The following is an 18,590-nucleotide window of genomic DNA, read 5'->3' as shown; positions in this document are numbered from 1 at the left end:
TTTCAAGTAACACGCCCCCTTGCCCCGCACCCCCGACTCCCCGACGCTGCCCCACAAGCCGGTCACCGGCCCGCCCTCGCCGTCCTGGAAATCCTCCGCGACGAGGGCGTGGACCGCGTCTTCGGCAACCCCGACACCACCGAACTCCCCTTCCTCGCAGCCCGGTCACAGTCGAAGGACGCCCCCGAGTACGTCCTCGGCGTCCACGCGGGCTCGGTCGCAGCCATGGCGGACGGCTACGCCAGGGCCACCCACCGCCCCGCCTTCGTCAGCCGATGCTCTCCGGCGACCTCATCGGCCTGGCAACCCCGGCCGTGAAGGCGACGTACGACATCCAACACGCGCAGGACCTCCCGCCGGCCCTGCGCAGGGCCTTCGCCCTGGCCCAACGCCCGCCCGCAGGCCCGGTGTTCGTCTCCCGCCCCGTGGACCTCCTCCAGGAGGAGACGGAGCTGGAGATCCCCCGAGCCGCCTACTCCCCGGCCCCCCTCGCCCTCTGGGCCGGACGCGCTCGGTGTCGGCCACGCCGCCGGGCGGCAACAGCGGCGGTCCAGCGAGTGGAACGAACCCTTGCGGAGCGTCTGACGGGTCATCGCACTCGGCGGCGCTCGCCGGGCGCGGCAAGCGGGTCGCCGGGCTCGATCCGGAGCCGCAGCGGGAGACCGTCGAACGGATCCTGGACCACGTGGAGTTGATCAGGGGCGTCCCTCCGCGACCCGTGTGCCGTCGAGGAGGGACAGGAGCGGCTCATCGACCGGTTCGCCACGCTGCACGTGGTGGTGAACAGCACCGGCGTGCACCCGGCAAAGCCCTTCGAGGAGACGGCAGCGGCTTCCTGCCCGGGCAGACCCTCAACGTGTCAGGGGGTGCGGCCCACCTCTGAGGTCCACTCGCGCAGTTCCTCCTTGAGGGAGCGCTGAAAGGTCGTCAACAGGGCCTGGACGACCAGGGGTTCCATGTGCGCGGACAGTGACTTCACGTCCTGTACGTCACGCCTGGCCACCTCGCCCCGGAACAACAGCGAGAGCTCGTGCGCGGCGGCCCGGGAGTGCTCGATCAGCACCTTCCGCGAGGCCAGGATCGCCTCCTGCGAAAGTGGGACGTCGAGCAGCCCGACACCGAGCCGGAGCAGCCCCAGGTCGACGCGATAGCCGTCGTCTCCGTCCCGCCGTACGACGTCCATCGCGGCGAGCCGCTCCAGGTCGTCGTCACCGAGCGCCCGCCCCGCTCGTCGCTGCAGCTCCTCGCGCGTCACCCGCTCCACGAGGTCAGGGGCCCAGGAGGCCACCACGGCCCGGTGGATCGCGAGGTCGTGGGCGCTGAGATCCGCGGGCAGCTGCTGCACGTACCGCTCGATCGCCGCGAGCGTCATCCCCTGGTGCTGGAGTTCTTCGATCAGCGCGAGGCGCGCGAGATGCTCACGGCCGTAGTGCCCGACCCGGCGCGGACCGATCACCGGCGGTGGCAGCAGCCCCCGGGTGCCGTAGAAACGCACCGTGCGGACCGTGACCCCCGCCCGCGCGGCCAGCTCGTCGACGGTGAGCGTCGGCTCCTCGGCATAGTCGTCGGCAGCGGGGGAGGTGTCGGTCGTCATGTGCAGCAGTATCGCTGTCTCACCATTGTTGTGACACCGGGTCGGGAGACCCTCGGCCACGAGACGCTGCTTCTGAACCCTGTGATCGGACAACGGACCACGAGCTGACCGACCTCACGGACCGACGAGGGGCCACTGTCAGTGGCGACCTTTACGGTGGCGTCATGGGGGAGATCAAGTACATCCGAGGCGACGCCACCGTCCCGTCCGTGAAGGGCGTCAAAGTGATCGCGCACGTCTGCAACGACATCGGGGGCTGGGGCAAGGGCTTCGTCGTGGCGGTGTCGCGCCGCTGGCCCGAACCGGAGACCGCGTACCGCGCCTGGCACCGGGGGCGCGCGTCGAACGACTTCGGGCTGGGCGCCGCGCAGTTCGTTCAGGTCGAACCATATGTGTGGGTGGCCAACATGGTCGGGCAGCGGGGGATACGGAGGGGCAGCAAGGGCGTCCCGGTCCGATACGAGGCGATCGACGAGGCCCTGGGGCGGCTGGCCGACAAGGCTGTGGAACTCGGCGCGTCGGTGCACATGCCACGCATAGGGTGCGGGCTGGCCGGCGGCAAGTGGTCCCGTGTCGAGCCGCTGATCATCGAGCGGCTGGTGAAGCGGGGCCTCGCCGTCACCGTCTACGACCACGGGGAGGACTGACATGAGCCGGGACATCGACGTACTCGTGCTCGGCGGCGCAGGTGTCGACACCATCGTGTACGTCCCCGAGGTGCCCCTTCCGTACGCCGACAGCTACATGATCGACTCCGGCATCCGTACCCGCGCCGGACAGACCGGAGACTTCGTCGCCGTGGGTCTCGCCGCCCTCGGCATGAACACCCACCACCTCGACTTCCTCGGCGACGACCCCGAAGGCGACCTCGTCCGCGCCCTGCACCGCGACCGCGGCATCGCCCTCACCGCCGTCTCCCAACCCGCCGGCACCAAGCGCGCGGTCAACCTCGTCGGCCCCGACGGGAGACGCCTGTCCCTGTACGACACCAGCCGCGCACACGCCGACGACCGGTTCCCTGAGGACACCCTGAGGCCCCTCGCCGAGGCCAGCCGCCATGTCCACGTGTCGATCACCCACCCCTGTGCCCACGCCCTGCCGCTCCTCCGCGAGACCGGCGCCACCCTCTCCACCGACCTCCACGACTGGGACGGCGAGAACCCGTACCACGAGCCGTTCGCCCTAGCAGCCGACGTGGTCTTCCTGTCCGCGGCCTCCCTCACCCACCCCGAGCGCACCCTGCGCGACATCGCCGCGCGCGGCCGTGCTGAGACGGTCGTGGCCACCGCCGGTGCCGAGGGCGCGTACCTCCTCACCGACGGCGAACTGACCCACGTCCCGCCGGTCACCCCACCCACCCCCGTGATCGACTCCAACGGCGCGGGCGACGCCTTCGCCGCAGGCTTCCTCTTCGGCCGCCTGAGCGGCGAGCGCCCGGACCGGTGCGCCCTCTACGGCGCGGTGGCCGGCGCCCACGCCTGCACCGTGCCGTCCACGGAGACGGACGCGATAACCACGGACGCACTCCTCGCCCGAGTGACCCGTTTCTTGAATCCGGAGAGATCGGGTACCCGGGCGGGGTGAGAAAGGCGCTCCGGATCGGCACGCTGATATTCCTGGCCCTGTTCGGACTGGCCCTGGTGGGCTGCGGCAGTACCGGAGAACGCCGCTCGGACGTCGAATCCACCGCGGCCGGATTCGAACGACTTCTCCGCGCAGACGATCCCGACGGCCTCTGCACCGCGCTCGCCCCGGAAACCCGCAGCGACCTGGAGGAGTCGGAGAAGGCGAGCTGCGCGAAGGCGATCGCCGCCCAGGAGATCCCCCTCGGAGGAGCCACCCAGCGCGTGGACGTCTACGGCAGACAGGCCCGCGTTGTCCTGGACGCGGACACCCTCTTTCTCTCCTTGTTCCACGACGGCTGGAAAGTTGTCGCCGCCGGTTGCACCCCCCACCCGGGTCGGCCGTACCAGTGCGCGGTCAAGGGAGGCTGACGGAGTATGCGGACCATGTTCACGCTCTGCCTGGTCGTCGTCCTCAGCGGCCTCGTCTATTTCACCGTCCTGGGGCTGATGCACCGATGACCACACACACCCGCGGCTTCCTGCGCGACAACGGCCTCGGTCTGGCCTTCGGCATCGGATTTCTGCTGGCCCTCCTCGGCCAGGCGATAGCGGGCCAGGCGGACTTCAACAACCAGCTCGCCTCCGAAGGTCTCACCCATGTCGGATTCGGCGAATACCTCATGTCGTCCGACTTCGCCGTGGACGTGTCGGAGAACTGGCAGTCGGAGTATCTCCAGTTCTTCCTCTACATCACCGCGACCGTCTGGCTGCTGCAGCGGGGCTCGCCCGAATCGAAGCAGATGCACAAAGCCGGAACGGAGTCAGAAAAAGACCAACAGGTCGGAAAGTACGCCCACCGCGACTCCCCACGATGGGCCGGTGCAGGCGGACTGCGCCAGGGGCTCTATTCCCACTCCCTCGGACTGGTCATGGGCAGCATCTTCGCCCTCTCCTGGCTGGCGCAGTCGATCAGCGGGGTCGCCGCGTACAACGAGGAGCAGCTACGCCAACTCCAGCCGCCCATGAGCTGGGGAGGCTACATCGGATCCGCGGACTTCTGGAGCCGTACTCTCCAGAACTGGCAGTCCGAACTCCTCGCGGTGGCCTCCATGGCCATCCTCTCCGTCTACCTCAGACAGCGTGGCTCGCCGGAATCCAAGCCGGTGGGGGCGGCCCACACCTCGACGGGCGTCGAAGGATAGGACCGCCCCAAGCCCTGGTCGGCGTGCGGGCCGTTCGTCGCCGCGATCCCCTTCCAGGACTTCGGCGGTACGGCGGTCACCCCGGCCGCAGCGATCGAGGCACCCCACGCCGTCGGCGCCCCGGCTTCGACGGCTGGAACAGCCAGGTGTCGGACAGCGCGGCCAGCGGCTGCCCGGTTGCCGGGTTGGTACGTCGCGCAGGAGCTGCCGAGGGGTCGGGGTGGCTCGCGGGGGGTGTCTGGGCGGGGGCCTGCGGGGCGGCCCGGCTGCCTGGGGCGGGGGAGGCGGAGGTGGCTCGGTCGAGGGCGGCGGGGTGGCTCGCGGGGGTGGTTGGGCAGAGGCCCGTGGGCCGACCTGGCTGAGTGGAGTGGGGAAGTCGGAGTCGGCTCGGTCGAGGGTGGCACGGCGGCTCGCGGGGGCGGGTGGGGCAGGGCCCCATTGACGGCTCTTGAGGGCGTCCGCAGGTCACGACGACTGCCTCCTCGGCGATGCAAGCGGCGCTCCATGGCGTGGCTGGCGCCGAGGCGATGGTTCGCCAGGTGGCGGACCACGAGCCGTGCCGAGCGCCGACGAGTTCGGCGGGAGTCAGCCCGTCGCGAGGAGCAGGGTGCCCAGCAGTGCCAGGCCCGCGCCCGTTGCCTGGAGGGTGCGGAGGCGTTCGCTGAGGAAGCCGCGGGCGGCCAGGGCCGTGACCACCGGGTAGAGCGAGGCGAGTACGGCAGCCACCGTCACTGGGCCGTGCTGAGCGGCGATCGAGTATGTGCCGTTCGCCGCTACGTCAGCGAGGCCGACGAAGGCGAGAGCGGGGAGGGACGACCAGGGGAAGCCGGTGTCCGGGAGGGCGGGGGCACCCCGCCGCACCGAGACGAACAGCGCCGCTCCGCCGACCGCCACGTTGACCACGCGCTGCACGAAAAGGGCCAGGAAGAGACCGGTGACGGTGGTCGACGCCTCCGCGATCAGGGCGAACACGGTGCCGAAGCCGAGGGCCGCGATCAGGGTGAGGACGATCGCCTCGCGTTGTACGGGGGCGCCGCGCAACTGGGGGCCGCCTGCGAGGATCACTCCGATGACGGCCATCGCGATGCCCGCGGCCTGCACCAGCCCCGGGCGCTCACCGAGGAAGAGACCCACGCCGACCGGGACCGCCACGCCCAGCGTGCCCAACGGGGAGACGACACCCATCGGACCGAGCGCCAGCGCCCTGTAGAAGCAGATCAGGGCGACGGGCCCGGCCAGACCGGCGGCGAACGCGAACCACAGCCGCGGTCCGGCCTCGCTCCAGCCACCGGTCGCGACCACGATCGCGCCGAGCACCGCCGCCGCGATCGCCTGCGAGACCACGACCACCGTGAGCGCCGGGAGCCGTCGGGTCAGTACTCCGCCGCCGAAGTCGGCCAGGCCCCACAGCAGGCTGGTGGACAGGGCGAAGAATGCGGTCACGGGCTCGCCTCGCAGTACAGTTCGGTGAACGATCGGGTGCATCACACCGTAGTTCATTATATTGCACGGTGTCATACAGAATATTGGACGTGACGTGTCGGACCTCGAGTTGTTGACCCAATCCCTGGCGCGCAACGTCAAGCGCTGGCGGGCCGAGCGTGGCTTCACCCTGGATGCGCTGGCCGCCCGAGCCGGGGTCAGCCGCGGCATGCTGATCCAGATCGAACAGGCCCGCACCAACCCCAGCCTCGGCACGGTCGTGAAGATCGGCGACGCGCTCGGGGTCAGCATCACCACCCTCCTCGACTACGAGCAGGGGCCGAAGGTGCGGATCGTCCCCGCCGAACAGGCCGTACGGCTGTGGCACACCGACGCGGGCAGCTACAACCGGCTTCTCGCGGGCGCCGAGGCTCCGGGCCCGCTGGAGATGTGGGACTGGCGGCTGATGCCGGGCGAGAGCAGCCCCTCGGACCCGCATCCCACCGGCACGGTCGAACTCGTCCACGTCACGGCGGGTGAACTCACGCTCACCGTCGACGGCGTGGAGCACGTCGTCCCCGCCGGCGCGAGCGCCTCCTTCGAGGCCAACACCCCGCACACATACGGCAATCAGGGCGATGTTCCGATGGAGATGCTCATGGCCGTCTCGGTGCCCGCGGTGTCCTGAGCGGCTGTTAGCGTGCCGTCATGGACGCACCCATCGGACACTTCGACCACGCCACACGCGCCCCGGACGCCCTCGACGAACTGATCCGCCCGGTCGCCGACGCCGTACGCCACTGGAGCGGCAGCGTCCCCGCCGAGCAGATCGTGTACGTCGACACCGACCCGGAGTGGGCCGACACCGCGGTCTTCGTCGAGCACTACGGCCAGGAGCTGCTGGAGCGGTCGGCGAACTGTGTGGTGGTGGCCGGCAAGCGGGGCGGCGAGACCTCGCTCGCCGCGTGCCTGGTGCTCTCCACCACCCGGGTCGACGTCAACGGTGTCGTACGCCGCCAACTCGGCGCACGCAAGGCCTCGTTCGCCTCGATGGACATGGCGACGGGAGAGTCCGGCATGGAGTACGGCGGCATCACCCCGATCGGACTCCCCGGCGACTGGCCGGTGTTGGTCGACTCGGCCGTGGTCGAACTGTCGTACGTCCTGGTCGGCAGCGGGCGTCGGCGGGGGAAGCTGCTGGTGCCGGGGAAGGCCTTCGCGGAACTGCCGGGTGCGGTGGTGCTGGAGGGGCTTGGAGTGGCCTGACCTCCCGGCGCATACCCGGTGTCCCTTCAGGTGGACGCGTGATGGGCGAGGGCGTGATGCGGGTCCGTCTCGCCCGGCACTGGTGCCGGGTCGGCGTGCACCAGGGCGGCGGTGAGACGCGGTACGGCGTGCAGCAGAGCGTGCTCCGCCTCGACGGCGACGGCATGGGACTGACGTACCGTCATCTCCCCGTCCACCACGACTGCCACCTCCGCCCGCAGCCGGTGCCCGATCCAGCGCAGCCTCAACTCGCCGACCCCGCACACCCCTTCGACGTCGAGCAGGACACGCTCCGCCCGGTCCACGAGGTCCGGGTCGACGGCGTCAAGGACGCGCCGGAACACCTCGCGCGCCGCGTCCCGCAGTACCAGGGTGATCGCGGCCGTGATCGCCAACCCCACGATCGGGTCGGCGAGTTGCCAGCCCAGCGCCGAGCCTCCGGCGCCGAGGAGCACGGCCAGTGAGGTGAACCCGTCGGTGCGGGCGTGCAGTCCGTCCGCCACGAGTGCCGCCGAGCCGATGTCCCGACCCACGCGGATGCGGTGGCGGGCGACCCACTCGTTCCCCGCGAAGCCCACCAGCGCGGCCACGGCGACCACGGGGACGTGTGCGACGGGGCGCGGGTCCAGCAGTCGGTCGATCGCGGCCCAGCCCGCGAAGGCGGCGCTCGCGGCGATCGTCAACACGATCGCGATGCCCGCGAGGTCCTCGGCGCGGCCGTAGCCGTAGGTGAAGCGGCGGGTGGCCGCGCGTCTGCCCAGTACGAAGGCGATGCCCAGCGGTACGGCGGTCAGCGCGTCAGCCGTGTTGTGCACGGTGTCGCCGAGCAGTGCGACGGACCCGGACACGGCCACCACGACCGCCTGTGCGAGGGCCGTCGCGCCGAGCACCGCCAGGGAGACCCACAGGGCGCGCATGCCGCGGGCGGAGGACTCCAGGGCGGAGTCGAGCTTCTCGGCGGTCTCGTGGGAGTGGGGCGTGAGGAGGTGGGCGAGACGGTGGCGGAGGCCGTGGCGCCGTTCGTGCGCATGCGGATGGTCGCGTCCGTGCTCGTGCGCATGCGGATGGTCGCGCCCGTGCTCGTGCGCATGCTCATGTGCGTGGTGATGTCCGTGGTCGTGGTCGCTCACTTGGTTCCCCTTCCAGTGCGCGCGGGAGTGGACGTACCGCGCCCACGGAGCCATTATGTGCGTATGAGCGCACGCATGCACCTATCAACTGCGCACGATGCGCATCCGCGCACCCCGGGCGAGGAACAGCTCGCCCTCGCCGCCGAGATCCTGGCCCTGCTGGGCGACCGCACCCGCCTCACCCTGCTGCACGCCCTGACCGGGGGAGAAGCCGATGTCACCACGCTCACGGAGGCCTGCGGGGCGGCTCGGCCGGCCGTCAGCCAGCACCTGGCGCGGCTCCGGCTGGCCGGTCTCGTGAGCACGCGGAAGGAGGGGCGCCGGGTGGTTTACGCACTGCGCGACGGTCATCTGCGCCGGCTCGTCGACGAGGCCCTGAACGTGGCCGACCACCGGCTCAGCGATCGTCCGGTGCACGACTAATGGATCAATAAGTGGACGCCGTACCGAGATACTGCTCCGCGAAGGCCGCGGCCGCGGCGGGCGAGGTGAACAGGCGGCGGAGGCGGGCGAAGGTGGTGCCCGCCCGGTACTCGTCGCCCGACGAGGTGCCGTGGTAGACCTCGGAGAGCCACTGGGAGAACTCCTGGTAGTCCCACACGCGCCGCAGACAGGCCTGCGAGTAGCCGTCGAGTCCGCCGCTGTCGCCCTTGCCGAGATAGGCGACGAGCGCGTCGCCGAGCAGGAAGGCGTCGTGCAGGGCGAGGTTCATGCCCTTCGCCGCGATGGGCGCGGTGAGATGGGCGGCGTCCCCGGCGAGGAAGAGGCGGCCGAAGGTCATGGGTTCCACGACGTAGTTGTGCATGTCGAGGACGCGCTTCTCCATCAGGCGCCCTTCCGTGAGCGGCGGGGTGCCCTCCGCGCCGAGGCGCAACTGGAGTTCGGTCCAGACGCGTTCGTGGGACCAGTTCTCGGGGTCGTCGCCCGGCGGGCACTCCAGGTAATAGCGGGTGACCTCGGGGCTGCGGGCCATGTGCCCGGCGAAGCCGTTCGGATGGATGCCGAACAGGACGCAGTCGGAGGACGGCGGTGCCTCGGCGAGCAGCGCCAGCCAGCCGACGCCGTAGTCGTGCCGGGCGATGTCGGTGCTCTCCGGCAGGACGGTACGGGTCACCCCGCGCGCCCCGTCGCAGCCGGCCACGAACTCGCACTCGACCAGCTGCCGTTCACCCGTCTCCGCATCCGAGTACGACACCGACGGCCGGGGCGTCTCCAGGTCGTGCAGCCGGACGTCCCGGACGCCGAAGCGGATCTCGCCGCCCCGCACGTCGGCGTACTCGCGCACCAGGTCCGTCACCAACAGCGGCTGCGGATAGACGAAGTGGTGCTGTCCCGTGAGCTCGCCATAGGTGAACCGGAAGCGGTCGCCGGCGAAGCGGAACTCGCACTCGGTGTGCAACTGGGCGCGCTCCAGCAGGTTGTCGGCCAGACCGCGCTGTTCCAGACCGCGTACGGCCCACTCCTCGATGACGCCCGCGCGCGGCCGCTTCTCGATGAACTCGCGGGTCTCCACCTCCAGGACGAGGCAGTCCACGCCGGCGGCCCGCAGGATGTTGCCGATGGTCAGCCCGGCGGGCCCGGCGCCCACGACGACAACCGGAAAGCGCTGTGGCGCAACGGAGTTCGAGTCGGGAGTCACCCGGTCATTATGTCGGCGCCCCGGCCGGGCCGGGGAGTGGTGCCGGGTGCCTCCATAGGCGGAGGCACCCGGTCCGTCCGGTCCGTCTGCCTCAGTGCGCGGGCGCCTCGGTGACCACGACCTCGTCGATGCTGCGCTCGATGTCCTCGGCCCGGGAGGCGGACGCCTTCGCCCAGTAGTAGATCACCAGCGAGAAGGCCGCCACGACCAGCATGTCCCACCACAGCCCCAGGTGTCCCTCACCGCCGAATCCGCCCTGCCAGGAGATCAGCCCGAGGCCCAGCAGATACACCGGCAGCCACTGCGCGGCCTTCCAGTCCAGCCGCGGTGCGTCGGGCAGTTCGGCGGTCACCGCGTACCAGGCGTACACGCCGAGCAGCAGATAGCCGATGACGATGGCCACGCCGAGCCGCCACAGGGTGTCCCAACCGGCCCAGTAGATGATGAGGTTGGCGACCACGAACGACAGCGGGGCGAGCACCTTGCCGGCGGGCAGCCGGTACGGGCGTTCGAGCTGCGGCAGACGGTCGGCGAACACGCCGTACGCCAGCGGTGCGCCCGCGTACATCAGGACGCTCGCCGAGGTGATGAAGCCGACCAGCTCCTGCCAGCTGGGGAAGGGCAGGAAGCAGACCACACCGGTCACGAAGGACATGATCAGCCCGAACCACGGCACGCCGCGCCGGTCGGTGCGGGCGAACACCTTCGGCAGATAGCCGTTCCTGGCCAGACCGAAGGAGACGCGTGAGGTCGCGGTCGTGTAGATCAGGCCGGTACCGCCGGGGGAGATCACCGCGTCGAGGTACAGCACGACGCTGAGCCAGCCCAGCCCGACCAGGGTGGCCAGGCCCGCCCAGGGGCCGCTGATGCCCTCGTAGTCGAGCTTGGCCCAGCCGTGGGCGAAGGCCGTGTGCGGCAGGGCGGCGATGAACACGAGTTGGAGCAGGACGTAGATGACGGCGCCGATCGCGACCGAGCCGAGGGTCGCCCGGGGCAGATCCCGCCGGGGGTCACGGCTCTCGCCCGCGAGCTGGATCGCCTGCTCGAAACCCAGCAACGCGAAGATGATGCCGCTCGAACTGATCGCGCTCAGCACGCCCTTGGCACCGAACGGCGCGAACCCCTCCGAAGTGAAGTTGCCCGGATGGAAGTTGCCGGCCGCGATGACGAAGATGGCGAGCAGCGGCACCGCGATCTTCCACCAGGTGGCGGCGCTGTTGGTGTGCGCGAGCACCCGGACGCCGAAGAAGTTGACGGCGACGAACACGGCCATGAGGAATACGGCGACCGCGAAACCGTCGGCGGTGAGTGTGCCGTCGGCGTGCTGCAAGCCCTTCGCCCAGTGCCAGTGCCCGGCGTACCCGATCATGGCCTCGACCTCGATCGGTGCCACGGTCGCTGCCTGGAGCCAGGAGAACCAGCCGAAGGACATACCGGCCAGGCCGCCGAACGCGTAGTGCGGATAGCGCGCGGTACCGCCCGCGACCGGGAACATGCCGCCGAGCTCCGCGTGGACCAGGGCCAGCAGGACGATCGCCACCGCGCCGATGAGCCACGAGACGATCGCCGCGGGACCGGCCGTGACGACCGCCTTCTCGGCGCCGTACAGCCAGCCCGAGCCGATGATGGAGCCGACCGAGGCCCACATGAGCCCGATCAGCCCCACGTCCCGCCGTAGACCGCCGCCCGGCGTCCCCTTTATCTCAGGTGCTGAATCGACGCTTACCATAAATTAAGGGGCCTCTCACGAAATGCACACCTTCAATGTGTGAGCGGCTCCAGATTACGAATCAACCGCCTTTGACTTAAAGGCGGTTGTCGCATATTTGACTTCTGTGCGGGGAATTCGTTGCGAGCGTTTCAGGAATTCGGGAGGAATGTCAGCCCAGTCGGGGGATCTCGATCGCCGGGCACTTGTCCATCACCATGGCGAGGCCGGCCGCGCGGGTGCGGTCGTAGGCGGCCTCGTCGACGACGCCGAGCTGGTACCAGACGGCCTTGGCGCCGACGGCGACGGCCTCGTCGGCGACCGGGCCGGCGAGCTCGCTGTTCACGAACACGTCGACCACGTCCACGTCGAAGGGGATCTCCGCGAGGGAGGCGTACCCCTGCTCCCCGTGCACGGTCTCCGCCTTGGGGTGGACCGGCACGACACGCTTGCCGAACCGCTGGAGCACCTCGGCGACGCCGTAGGCCGCGCGCCGCTCGTTCGACGACAGCCCCACGATCGCCCAGGTGTCGCCGAGCTCGGTGAGGATCTTGCGGACCGTTGCTGAGTCGCCGTACACGTGCGGCCTCCTGGGGATTCGGGCAGGGACTCTCATGGCCGACAACAGTGGGCGGGGCCGGGTGATTCCGTCGGACACCCGCCCGTCCTGTCCAGGTGTCCGGAACACGCGTCAGTCGCCTGCGCGAGACCGTCAGCCCGCTTACGCTCACCTCGTGCTGCGCATCACCGACGCCCGAACCGGCGAGCCCGTCGACGCCGCCCCCGCCCGCAGAGGTCTGACCCGGGTCGAGGCCCATGTACCGGCCTACGACACCTCCGCCCTCCGTGTCCTGCTCGTCGCCGACCTCCTGGTCCGGGCCCTGGAACTCGGCGGCACACCCGTGTGGGCGCTGCTCACCGGGGGACGGGAGCAGGCCGAGCTCCACGCGGCCGCCGCCGCCCTGGGCGTCCGGCCCTTCGAGGACCGCCGGGACGTCGGCCCCGGGTGGGGCGAGTCCCAGGTTGTCCATGTGGTGGGGGAGCGCGGGGCGGTTCCGGACGGGGTACGGGTCGCGGTCGCGCCTGTCGAGACCGCGGGAGTCCCCGAGGGCGTCGATCCCGCCGTGGTCCGTCTCGCCCTGCTCACCCCGCGCCGGAGCACCCCCGCGCGACTCGACGCGGAGGCCCTGTCCGCGGCCCACGAGACCCTCGTACGCTGGCGCCGGGCCGTTGCCGCCTGGGCGCGGCATCCGTCGCGGCCCGTGCCCGAGAAGGTGCGCGGACGGCTCCGTACGGCATGGGAGGACGACTTGGACGTACCCGAGGTGCTGCGGGCGCTGCGGTGGGTCGAGGAGTCGGAACTGCCGGAGGGCGCCCGCTTCGAGACGTACGCCTACGCGGACCGGCTGCTCGGTCTCGACCTCACCCGCGACCTGGGAGCCCCGGCATGATCGCGCGCACCGGAGCGGGCCCGCTGCGTCGCCTGGTCGTCCTCCGGCACGCCAAGTCCGCCTGGCCCGAGGGCGTCGCCGACCATGAGCGCCCGCTCGGGGCACGCGGACGCCGGGACGCGCCGGAGGCGGGCCGGGTCCTCGCCGAGTCCGACCTGCTGCCCGATCTCGCCCTGTGCTCCACCGCCGTACGCGCCCGGCACACCTGGGAGCTGGCGTCCGCCCAGTGGGGCACCCCGCCGCCGGTGCGCCTCGACCCCGAGCTGTACGGGGCCGACGTACCGGAGCTGCTGGCGGCCGTGCGCGAGACACCGCCCGAGGTCGTGACACTGCTGCTGATCGGGCACAACCCCGGCCTGGAGGAGCTCGTCCTCACGCTGGCCGGGGACGGCCTCGACGACTCCCTGGACGAGGTGCGGGTCAAGTTCCCGACCTCCGCCATCGCGGTGCTGGCGTGGCACGGGACGTCCTGGCGGGGCCTGGAGCCCGGGACAGCGCTGCTCACGTCTTTGATGGTGCCGCGAGGCAGGACGTGAACGGGGCCGGCCCACGCGCACCTGTGGCCGCCGCTCCGGATCCGGTTCCGCGCGGGCCCAGGGCCTCTCGGGTGACCGGGGCGACCTCGCCCGGGCCGCGAGCGGGGACAGCGGCCCGGTCGCGAGGGCGGCGATGCCGGTGCTGTGACCGATGGGGCGGAACGTTCTTGACCACGGATTAGGCTGATCGGATGCAGGACGAGTACCGCACCGTTGCCCGCGCGGGCGTGCACGAGACCGAGGTCAACCGCTCCCGCTTCCTGTGCGCCCTCGCCCCGGCCGCCACCGAGCAGGAGGCCCAGGACTTCATCGCGTCCGTCCGCAAGGAGCACGCCGACGCCACCCACAACTGCTACGCGTACGTCATCGGCGCCGACGCCGCGATCCAGAAGGCGAGCGACGACGGCGAACCCGGAGGCACCGCCGGCGTCCCCATGCTCCAGATGCTGCTCCGCCGTGACATGCGGTACGTCGTGGCCGTCGTCACCCGCTACTACGGTGGCGTCAAGCTCGGCGCGGGCGGCCTCATCAGGGCGTACGGCGGAGCGGTCGGCGAAGCCCTGGACACGCTCGGCACCCTCACCCGCCGCCGCTTCCGCCTCGCCACGGTGACCGTCGACCACCAGCGCGCGGGCAAGGTGCAGAACGACCTGCGCTCGACCGGCCGCGAGGTACGCGACGTCCGCTACGGCGAAGCGGTCACGATCGAGATCGGGCTGCCGGACGCGGACGTGGAGGCGTTCCGGGGATGGCTGGCGGACGCGACCGCGGGGACGGCGGGGTTCGAGCTCGGGGGAGAGGCGTACGGGGACGCCTAGTTGTTCTTTTCGGGCATAACGGGCTTTCCTGTGTGGGGGCATGACGGGTCGATACGGGAGTAACCGCCCGTGATGTCAGACCCGGCCGTTAGGGTCGGGGATCATGAGGCTGCTGCACACTTCCGACTGGCATCTCGGCCGGGCGTTCCATCGGGTCAACATGCTCGGGGCCCAGGCCGAGTTCATCGGGCACCTCGTCACGACCGTGCGGGAGCGCGAGGTGGACGCGGTGGCCGTGTCGGGAGACGTGTACGACCGCGCGGTGCCGCCGCTCGCCGCGGTGGAGCTGTTCGACGACGCGCTGCACCGGCTCGCCGACCTCGGTGTGCCGACGGTGATGATCTCCGGCAACCACGACTCCGCCCGCCGTCTGGGCGTGGGCGCGGGGCTCATCGGGCGCGCCGGTATCCATCTACGGACCGAGCCGGCGGCTTCCGGGACGCCGGTGATGCTCGGCGACGCTCATGGCGACGTGGCCTTCTATGGTCTGCCCTATCTCGAACCCGCCCTGGTCAAGGACGAGTTCGGCGTGGAGAAGGCGGGCCACGAAGCCGTCCTCGCCGCCGCCATGGACCGGGTCCGCGCCGACCTCGCCACACGCGCGCGGGGGACGCGGTCCGTGGTGCTCGCCCACGCCTTCGTCACCGGCGGCGAGGCCAGCGACAGCGAACGCGACATCACCGTCGGCGGGGTGGCCGCCGTGCCCGCCGGAGTCTTCGACGGCGTCGACTACGCGGCCCTCGGCCACCTGCACGGCAGCCAGACCATCACCGAGCGCGTGCGTTACTCCGGCTCCCCGCTGCCGTACTCCTTCTCGGAGGCCGACCACCGCAAGAGCATGTGGCTGGTCGACCTGGACGCCGAGGGCGCAGTCACCGCCGAGCGGGTCGACTGCCCGGTGCCGCGCGCGCTGGCCCGGATCCGGGGGACGCTGGAGGAGCTCCTCGACGATCCGGGGCTCGCGCCCCACGAGGAGGCGTGGGTCGAGGCAACCCTCACCGACCGGGTCCGCCCGGCCGAACCCATGGCCCGGCTCTGCGCACGCTTCCCGCACACCCTCAGCCTCGTGTTCGACCCCGAGCGGGCGCCGGACGACCCCGACGTGTCGTACGCGCGGCGGTTGGCCGATCGCAGCGACCAGGAGATCGCCGAGGACTTCGTGGCGCATGTGCGTGGCGCGGGACCCGACGAGCGTGAACAGATCGTGCTGCGGGACGCGTTCGACGCGGTGCGCGCGGACGAGGTCGTCCGGGAGGTGGCGCGATGAGGCTGCACCGGCTGGACATCACCGCCTTCGGACCGTTCGGCGGCTCCCAGACCGTCGACTTCGACGCGTTGTCGGCCGCGGGGCTGTTCCTGCTGCACGGGCCGACGGGGGCCGGCAAGACGTCGGTGTTGGACGCCGTGTGCTACGCGCTGTACGGCTCGGTGCCGGGGGCCCGGCAGAGCGGCCAAGGGACGGCGCTGCGCAGTGACCATGCGACTGCGAGCACGCGCACGGAGATCTGCCTCGAACTGACCGTCGCGGGAAGGCGGTTGGAGATCACTCGGCAGCCGCCGTGGGAGCGCCTCAAGAAGCGCGGTTCCGGCACCACGCTCGACAAGGCCCAGAGCTGGCTGCGCGAGTACGACGGGGCCTCTGGGGCCTGGAAGGATCTCAGCCGGTCCCACCAGGAGATCGGCGAGGAGATCACCCAGCTGCTCGGCATGAGCCGCGAGCAGTTCTGCCAGGTGGTGCTGTTGCCCCAGGGGGACTTCGCGCGCTTCCTGCGGGCCGATGCCGAGGCGCGCGGCAAGCTGCTGGGCCGGCTCTTCGACACCCACCGGTTCGCCGAGGTCGAGAAGTGGCTGGCCGAGCGCCGACGCGCGGCCGAGGCGCAGGTGCGCGAAGGGGATGCCGCGCTGCTGGCCGACGCGCACCGCATGCAGCAGGCGGCCGGTGGCGCCATGGAGCTGCCCGAGCTGGCCCCCGGTGAGCCCGGCCTTGCCGAGGCCGTCCTGAGCGCGGCCGCCGTCGCCCGCAGCACCGCGCGTGAGCAGCTGACGATCGCCCACTGCGGACTCGGTGCCGCCGAGTCCGGCCAGGCCGCCGCCGAAAGCGCCCTGGCCGACGTACGCGAAGTCGACCGGCTGCAACGGCGGTTCGCCCAGGCGCGCGAGCGTGCCGCACTGCTGGAGCAGCGCGCCGACGGCTACCACCAGGCGCAGGCCCGGATGGAGCGGGCCCGCAAGGCGGAGGCGGTGGCGCCCGCGCTGGAGCTGCGGGAGGCGGCCGAGGCCGAGCACCGGCGGGCGGCCCTGGCCGAGGCACACGCGCGTGGGCTGCTGCCGGAGACCTTCGCGGGGGCGGGTGCCGCCGGACTCGCGGCCGCCGCACGCCGGGCGGCCGAGGAACTGGGCGGCCTGGACTCGGCCCGGCGTGCCGAGCAGCGGATGGCCCAACTCGTCGCGGAGCGCGCCGACCTGGACCGTCAGGAGCGGTCCGACGAGGACGTACTGCAGGAGGCCGAGGCGTGGCTGGCCGGGTGGGAGGAGTCCCGCGCGGGTCTTCAGCTCGGCGTCGAGTCCGCCCAGGAGGCGGCCACCCGCGCCGAACAGCTGGCCGTCCAGCGGGAACCCGCCCGCAAGCGGCTCTCAGCCGCCCGGCAGCGCGACCAGTTCGCCCGGGACACCGACGACGCCCAGCAGCAGGTGATCGAGGCGACGGACCGCGCGTTGAAGGCCCGCGCCGAGTGGCTGGACGTCAAGGAGCGGCGGCTGAACGGCATCGCCGCCGAGCTGGCCGCCCAGCTCACCGACGGCGATCCGTGCGCCGTCTGCGGCGCCACCGAGCACCCCGCCCCCGCCCGCAAGGACGCCGGGCACGTCGACCGGGAGACCGAGGAGCACGCGCTCACCGCCTCCCAGCACGCCGACGAACAGCGGGCCGAGGCCGAGCGACGCCTCGGATTCGTACAGCGGGCGCTGGCCGCCGCCCAGGGCGAGGCCGGCGACACATCCACAGAGGAACTCGTCGTCCAGGCGGAGGCGTTGGAGCGGGAGTACGCCCAGGCCCGTGGTCTCGCCTCGGCGCTGCACACCGCGACGGAACAGTTGCGGCAAGCCGAACGGGAACGCGAGCGGCGCCTCACCGCCCAGCAGGAGGCCGCCGTGAGCACCGCGTCCCGGGGCGCCCGCCGTGACTCCCTGGACCGGGAACGAACCACGCTGGAAGCAGAGTTGACCGAGGCCCGCGGTGCCGCCGACAGTGTTGCGGCCCGCGCCGCCCAGCTGGAGCGGCAGGTCGCGCTGCTCACCGAAGCCGCCGACACCGCGCGCGTCGCCGAGGACACCGCCCAGCGGCTCAAGGACGCCGACGCCCGCCTCGCCGACGCCGCGTTCCGGGCCGGCTTCGACACCCCGCAGGCCGCTGCCGCCGCCCTCCTCGACGAGGCGGCCCACCGTGATCTCCAGCACCGCCTGGACGCCTGGCAGGCCGAGGAGGCAGCCGTACGAGCCGTCCTCGCCGAGGCCGACACCGCCGAGGCGGCACAGCAGCCGCCCGCCGACGTGACGCGGGCCGAGCGAGCCGCCGCCGACGCGGGCCGCCGGGTCCGCGAGGCCGCCTCCGCGCGGGACGCGGCCGCCCGGCGCTGCGCCGAGCTCGACCGGCTCTCCACCCGCTCGGCCACCGGCCTACGACGGCTGGTGCCGCTGCGCGAGGAGTACGACCGGGTGGCCCGGCTGTCCGCGCTCGCGGCCGGCACCTCCGCGGACAACGAACGCAGGATGCGCCTGGAGTCCTATGTGCTCGCGGCGCGCCTGGAGCAGGTGGCGGCCGCCGCGAGCGTGCGGCTCCAGCGGATGTCGTCCGGGCGCTACACCCTCGTGCACTCCGACGACCGCGCCGGACGCGGCCGCAGTGGCCTCGGACTGCACGTCGTCGACGCCTGGACCGGACGCGAGCGGGACACGGCCACGCTGTCGGGCGGCGAGACGTTCTTCGCCTCGCTCGCGCTCGCTCTCGGTCTGGCGGACGTCGTGACGGACGAGGCAGGCGGAGTCCGCCTCGACACCCTCTTCATCGACGAGGGCTTCGGCAGCCTCGACGACCAGACACTGGACGAGGTCCTCGACGTCCTGGACTCACTGCGGGAACGCGACCGCAGCGTCGGCATCGTGAGCCATGTGGCCGATCTGCGGCGGCGGATCCACGCACAGCTGGAGGTCGTGAAGGGGCGGTCCGGGTCCGCGCTGAGACAGCGAGCCGGAGGCTGAGG

At 71.7% G+C, this 18,590-nt stretch carries 19 protein-coding genes; 13 read left to right on the top strand and 6 right to left on the bottom strand.

Features of this window, described 5'->3' with window-relative positions; genetic code table 11:
- The first annotated feature begins 108 nt into the window (after nt 1-108).
- Nucleotides 109-318 carry a thiamine pyrophosphate-binding protein gene (locus ACI2L1_RS29525; RefSeq protein WP_404742435.1) on the top strand — a complete coding sequence of 70 codons (210 nt, stop codon included), beginning with the start codon at nt 109-111 and terminating at the stop codon, nt 316-318.
- Nucleotides 319-859: 541 nt separating this feature from the next.
- On the opposite strand, the gene ACI2L1_RS29520 is transcribed toward ACI2L1_RS29525, so the two are convergent.
- Nucleotides 860-1,594: a MerR family transcriptional regulator gene (locus ACI2L1_RS29520; protein WP_404742434.1), complete on the bottom strand. Its 735-nt coding sequence runs from the start codon at nt 1,592-1,594 to the stop codon at nt 860-862.
- A gap of 164 nt (nt 1,595-1,758) precedes the next feature.
- On the opposite strand from ACI2L1_RS29520, the gene ACI2L1_RS29515 reads away from it, so the two are divergent.
- The 4 genes from ACI2L1_RS29515 (at nt 1,759) to ACI2L1_RS29500 (ending at nt 4,361) form a co-directional block, all read left to right on the top strand.
- Complete coding sequence (locus ACI2L1_RS29515; protein ID WP_404742433.1) at nt 1,759-2,241, top strand: macro domain-containing protein; 483 nt, start codon at nt 1,759-1,761, stop codon at nt 2,239-2,241.
- A gap of 1 nt (nt 2,242) precedes the next feature.
- Nucleotides 2,243-3,178 (top strand): adenosine kinase, encoded by a 936-nt coding sequence (locus ACI2L1_RS29510; RefSeq protein ID WP_404742432.1) that lies wholly within the window; start codon nt 2,243-2,245, stop codon nt 3,176-3,178.
- On the top strand, nt 3,175-3,588 hold the full coding sequence (locus tag ACI2L1_RS29505; protein ID WP_404742431.1) for a hypothetical protein: 414 nt from the start codon (nt 3,175-3,177) through the stop codon (nt 3,586-3,588). Before ACI2L1_RS29510 ends, ACI2L1_RS29505 begins: the two co-directional genes overlap by 4 nt.
- A gap of 86 nt (nt 3,589-3,674) precedes the next feature.
- Nucleotides 3,675-4,361, top strand: a complete 687-nt coding sequence (locus ACI2L1_RS29500) for a DUF6766 family protein (protein ID WP_404742430.1) — start codon at nt 3,675-3,677, stop codon at nt 4,359-4,361.
- 585 nt (nt 4,362-4,946) lie between these two features.
- Here ACI2L1_RS29500 and ACI2L1_RS29495 read toward each other — a convergent pair.
- Complete coding sequence (locus ACI2L1_RS29495) at nt 4,947-5,804, bottom strand: EamA family transporter (protein WP_404742429.1); 858 nt, start codon at nt 5,802-5,804, stop codon at nt 4,947-4,949.
- A gap of 94 nt (nt 5,805-5,898) precedes the next feature.
- On the opposite strand from ACI2L1_RS29495, the gene ACI2L1_RS29490 reads away from it, so the two are divergent.
- Both ACI2L1_RS29490 and ACI2L1_RS29485 read left to right on the top strand, forming a co-directional pair.
- On the top strand, nt 5,899-6,471 hold the full coding sequence (locus tag ACI2L1_RS29490; RefSeq protein WP_404742428.1) for a helix-turn-helix domain-containing protein: 573 nt from the start codon (nt 5,899-5,901) through the stop codon (nt 6,469-6,471).
- Nucleotides 6,472-6,491: 20 nt separating this feature from the next.
- Entirely contained in the window at nt 6,492-7,049 is a 558-nt protein-coding gene (locus ACI2L1_RS29485; protein ID WP_404742427.1) for a YbaK/EbsC family protein, read from the top strand.
- Nucleotides 7,050-7,075: 26 nt separating this feature from the next.
- Here ACI2L1_RS29485 and ACI2L1_RS29480 read toward each other — a convergent pair whose 3' ends face one another.
- Nucleotides 7,076-8,179 carry a cation diffusion facilitator family transporter gene (locus ACI2L1_RS29480; protein WP_404742426.1) on the bottom strand — a complete coding sequence of 368 codons (1,104 nt, stop codon included), beginning with the start codon at nt 8,177-8,179 and terminating at the stop codon, nt 7,076-7,078.
- 63 nt (nt 8,180-8,242) lie between these two features.
- Between ACI2L1_RS29480 and ACI2L1_RS29475 the strand changes: the two genes are divergently transcribed.
- Nucleotides 8,243-8,602, top strand: coding sequence for an ArsR/SmtB family transcription factor (locus tag ACI2L1_RS29475; RefSeq protein ID WP_404742425.1), 360 nt, complete (start codon nt 8,243-8,245; stop codon nt 8,600-8,602).
- A 4-nt stretch (nt 8,603-8,606) separates the two neighbouring features.
- On the opposite strand, the gene ACI2L1_RS29470 is transcribed toward ACI2L1_RS29475, so the two are convergent.
- The 3 genes from ACI2L1_RS29470 to ACI2L1_RS29460 all read right to left on the bottom strand — a co-directional run bounded on the left by ACI2L1_RS29470 (nt 8,607) and on the right by ACI2L1_RS29460 (nt 12,106).
- The gene (locus ACI2L1_RS29470; protein WP_404742424.1) at nt 8,607-9,818 is read right to left on the bottom strand and encodes a 4-hydroxybenzoate 3-monooxygenase; all 1,212 of its coding nucleotides are present in this window, start codon (nt 9,816-9,818) and stop codon (nt 8,607-8,609) included.
- Between the two features lie 91 nt (nt 9,819-9,909).
- Nucleotides 9,910-11,547: an APC family permease gene (locus ACI2L1_RS29465; RefSeq protein WP_404742423.1), complete on the bottom strand. Its 1,638-nt coding sequence runs from the start codon at nt 11,545-11,547 to the stop codon at nt 9,910-9,912.
- A gap of 151 nt (nt 11,548-11,698) precedes the next feature.
- Entirely contained in the window at nt 11,699-12,106 is a 408-nt protein-coding gene (locus ACI2L1_RS29460) for a CoA-binding protein (protein WP_404742422.1), read from the bottom strand.
- Between the two features lie 154 nt (nt 12,107-12,260).
- Between ACI2L1_RS29460 and ACI2L1_RS29455 the strand changes: the two genes are divergently transcribed.
- The 5 genes from ACI2L1_RS29455 (at nt 12,261) to ACI2L1_RS29435 (ending at nt 18,588) form a co-directional block, all read left to right on the top strand.
- A complete protein-coding gene (locus ACI2L1_RS29455) occupies nt 12,261-12,977 on the top strand; it encodes a hypothetical protein (protein ID WP_404742421.1) in 717 nt (238 codons plus the stop codon).
- Entirely contained in the window at nt 12,974-13,513 is a 540-nt protein-coding gene (locus ACI2L1_RS29450) for a SixA phosphatase family protein (RefSeq protein ID WP_404742420.1), read from the top strand. Before ACI2L1_RS29455 ends, ACI2L1_RS29450 begins: the two co-directional genes overlap by 4 nt.
- A gap of 191 nt (nt 13,514-13,704) precedes the next feature.
- The gene (locus ACI2L1_RS29445; protein ID WP_404742419.1) at nt 13,705-14,331 is read left to right on the top strand and encodes a YigZ family protein; all 627 of its coding nucleotides are present in this window, start codon (nt 13,705-13,707) and stop codon (nt 14,329-14,331) included.
- A 103-nt stretch (nt 14,332-14,434) separates the two neighbouring features.
- Entirely contained in the window at nt 14,435-15,598 is a 1,164-nt protein-coding gene (locus ACI2L1_RS29440; RefSeq protein WP_404742418.1) for an exonuclease SbcCD subunit D, read from the top strand.
- Nucleotides 15,595-18,588, top strand: a complete 2,994-nt coding sequence (locus tag ACI2L1_RS29435; protein ID WP_404742417.1) for an AAA family ATPase — start codon at nt 15,595-15,597, stop codon at nt 18,586-18,588. The genes ACI2L1_RS29440 and ACI2L1_RS29435 overlap by 4 nt, the downstream gene beginning before the upstream one ends.
- The last annotated feature ends 2 nt before the right edge of the window (nt 18,589-18,590 follow it).

Origin of the sequence: Streptomyces sp. NPDC019531 (assembly GCF_044903305.1) — a bacterium.
Lineage (GTDB): Bacteria > Actinomycetota > Actinomycetes > Streptomycetales > Streptomycetaceae > Streptomyces.
Note: the sequence above shows the minus strand (reverse complement) of the source record. Positions and strands in the feature narration are given on the sequence as shown.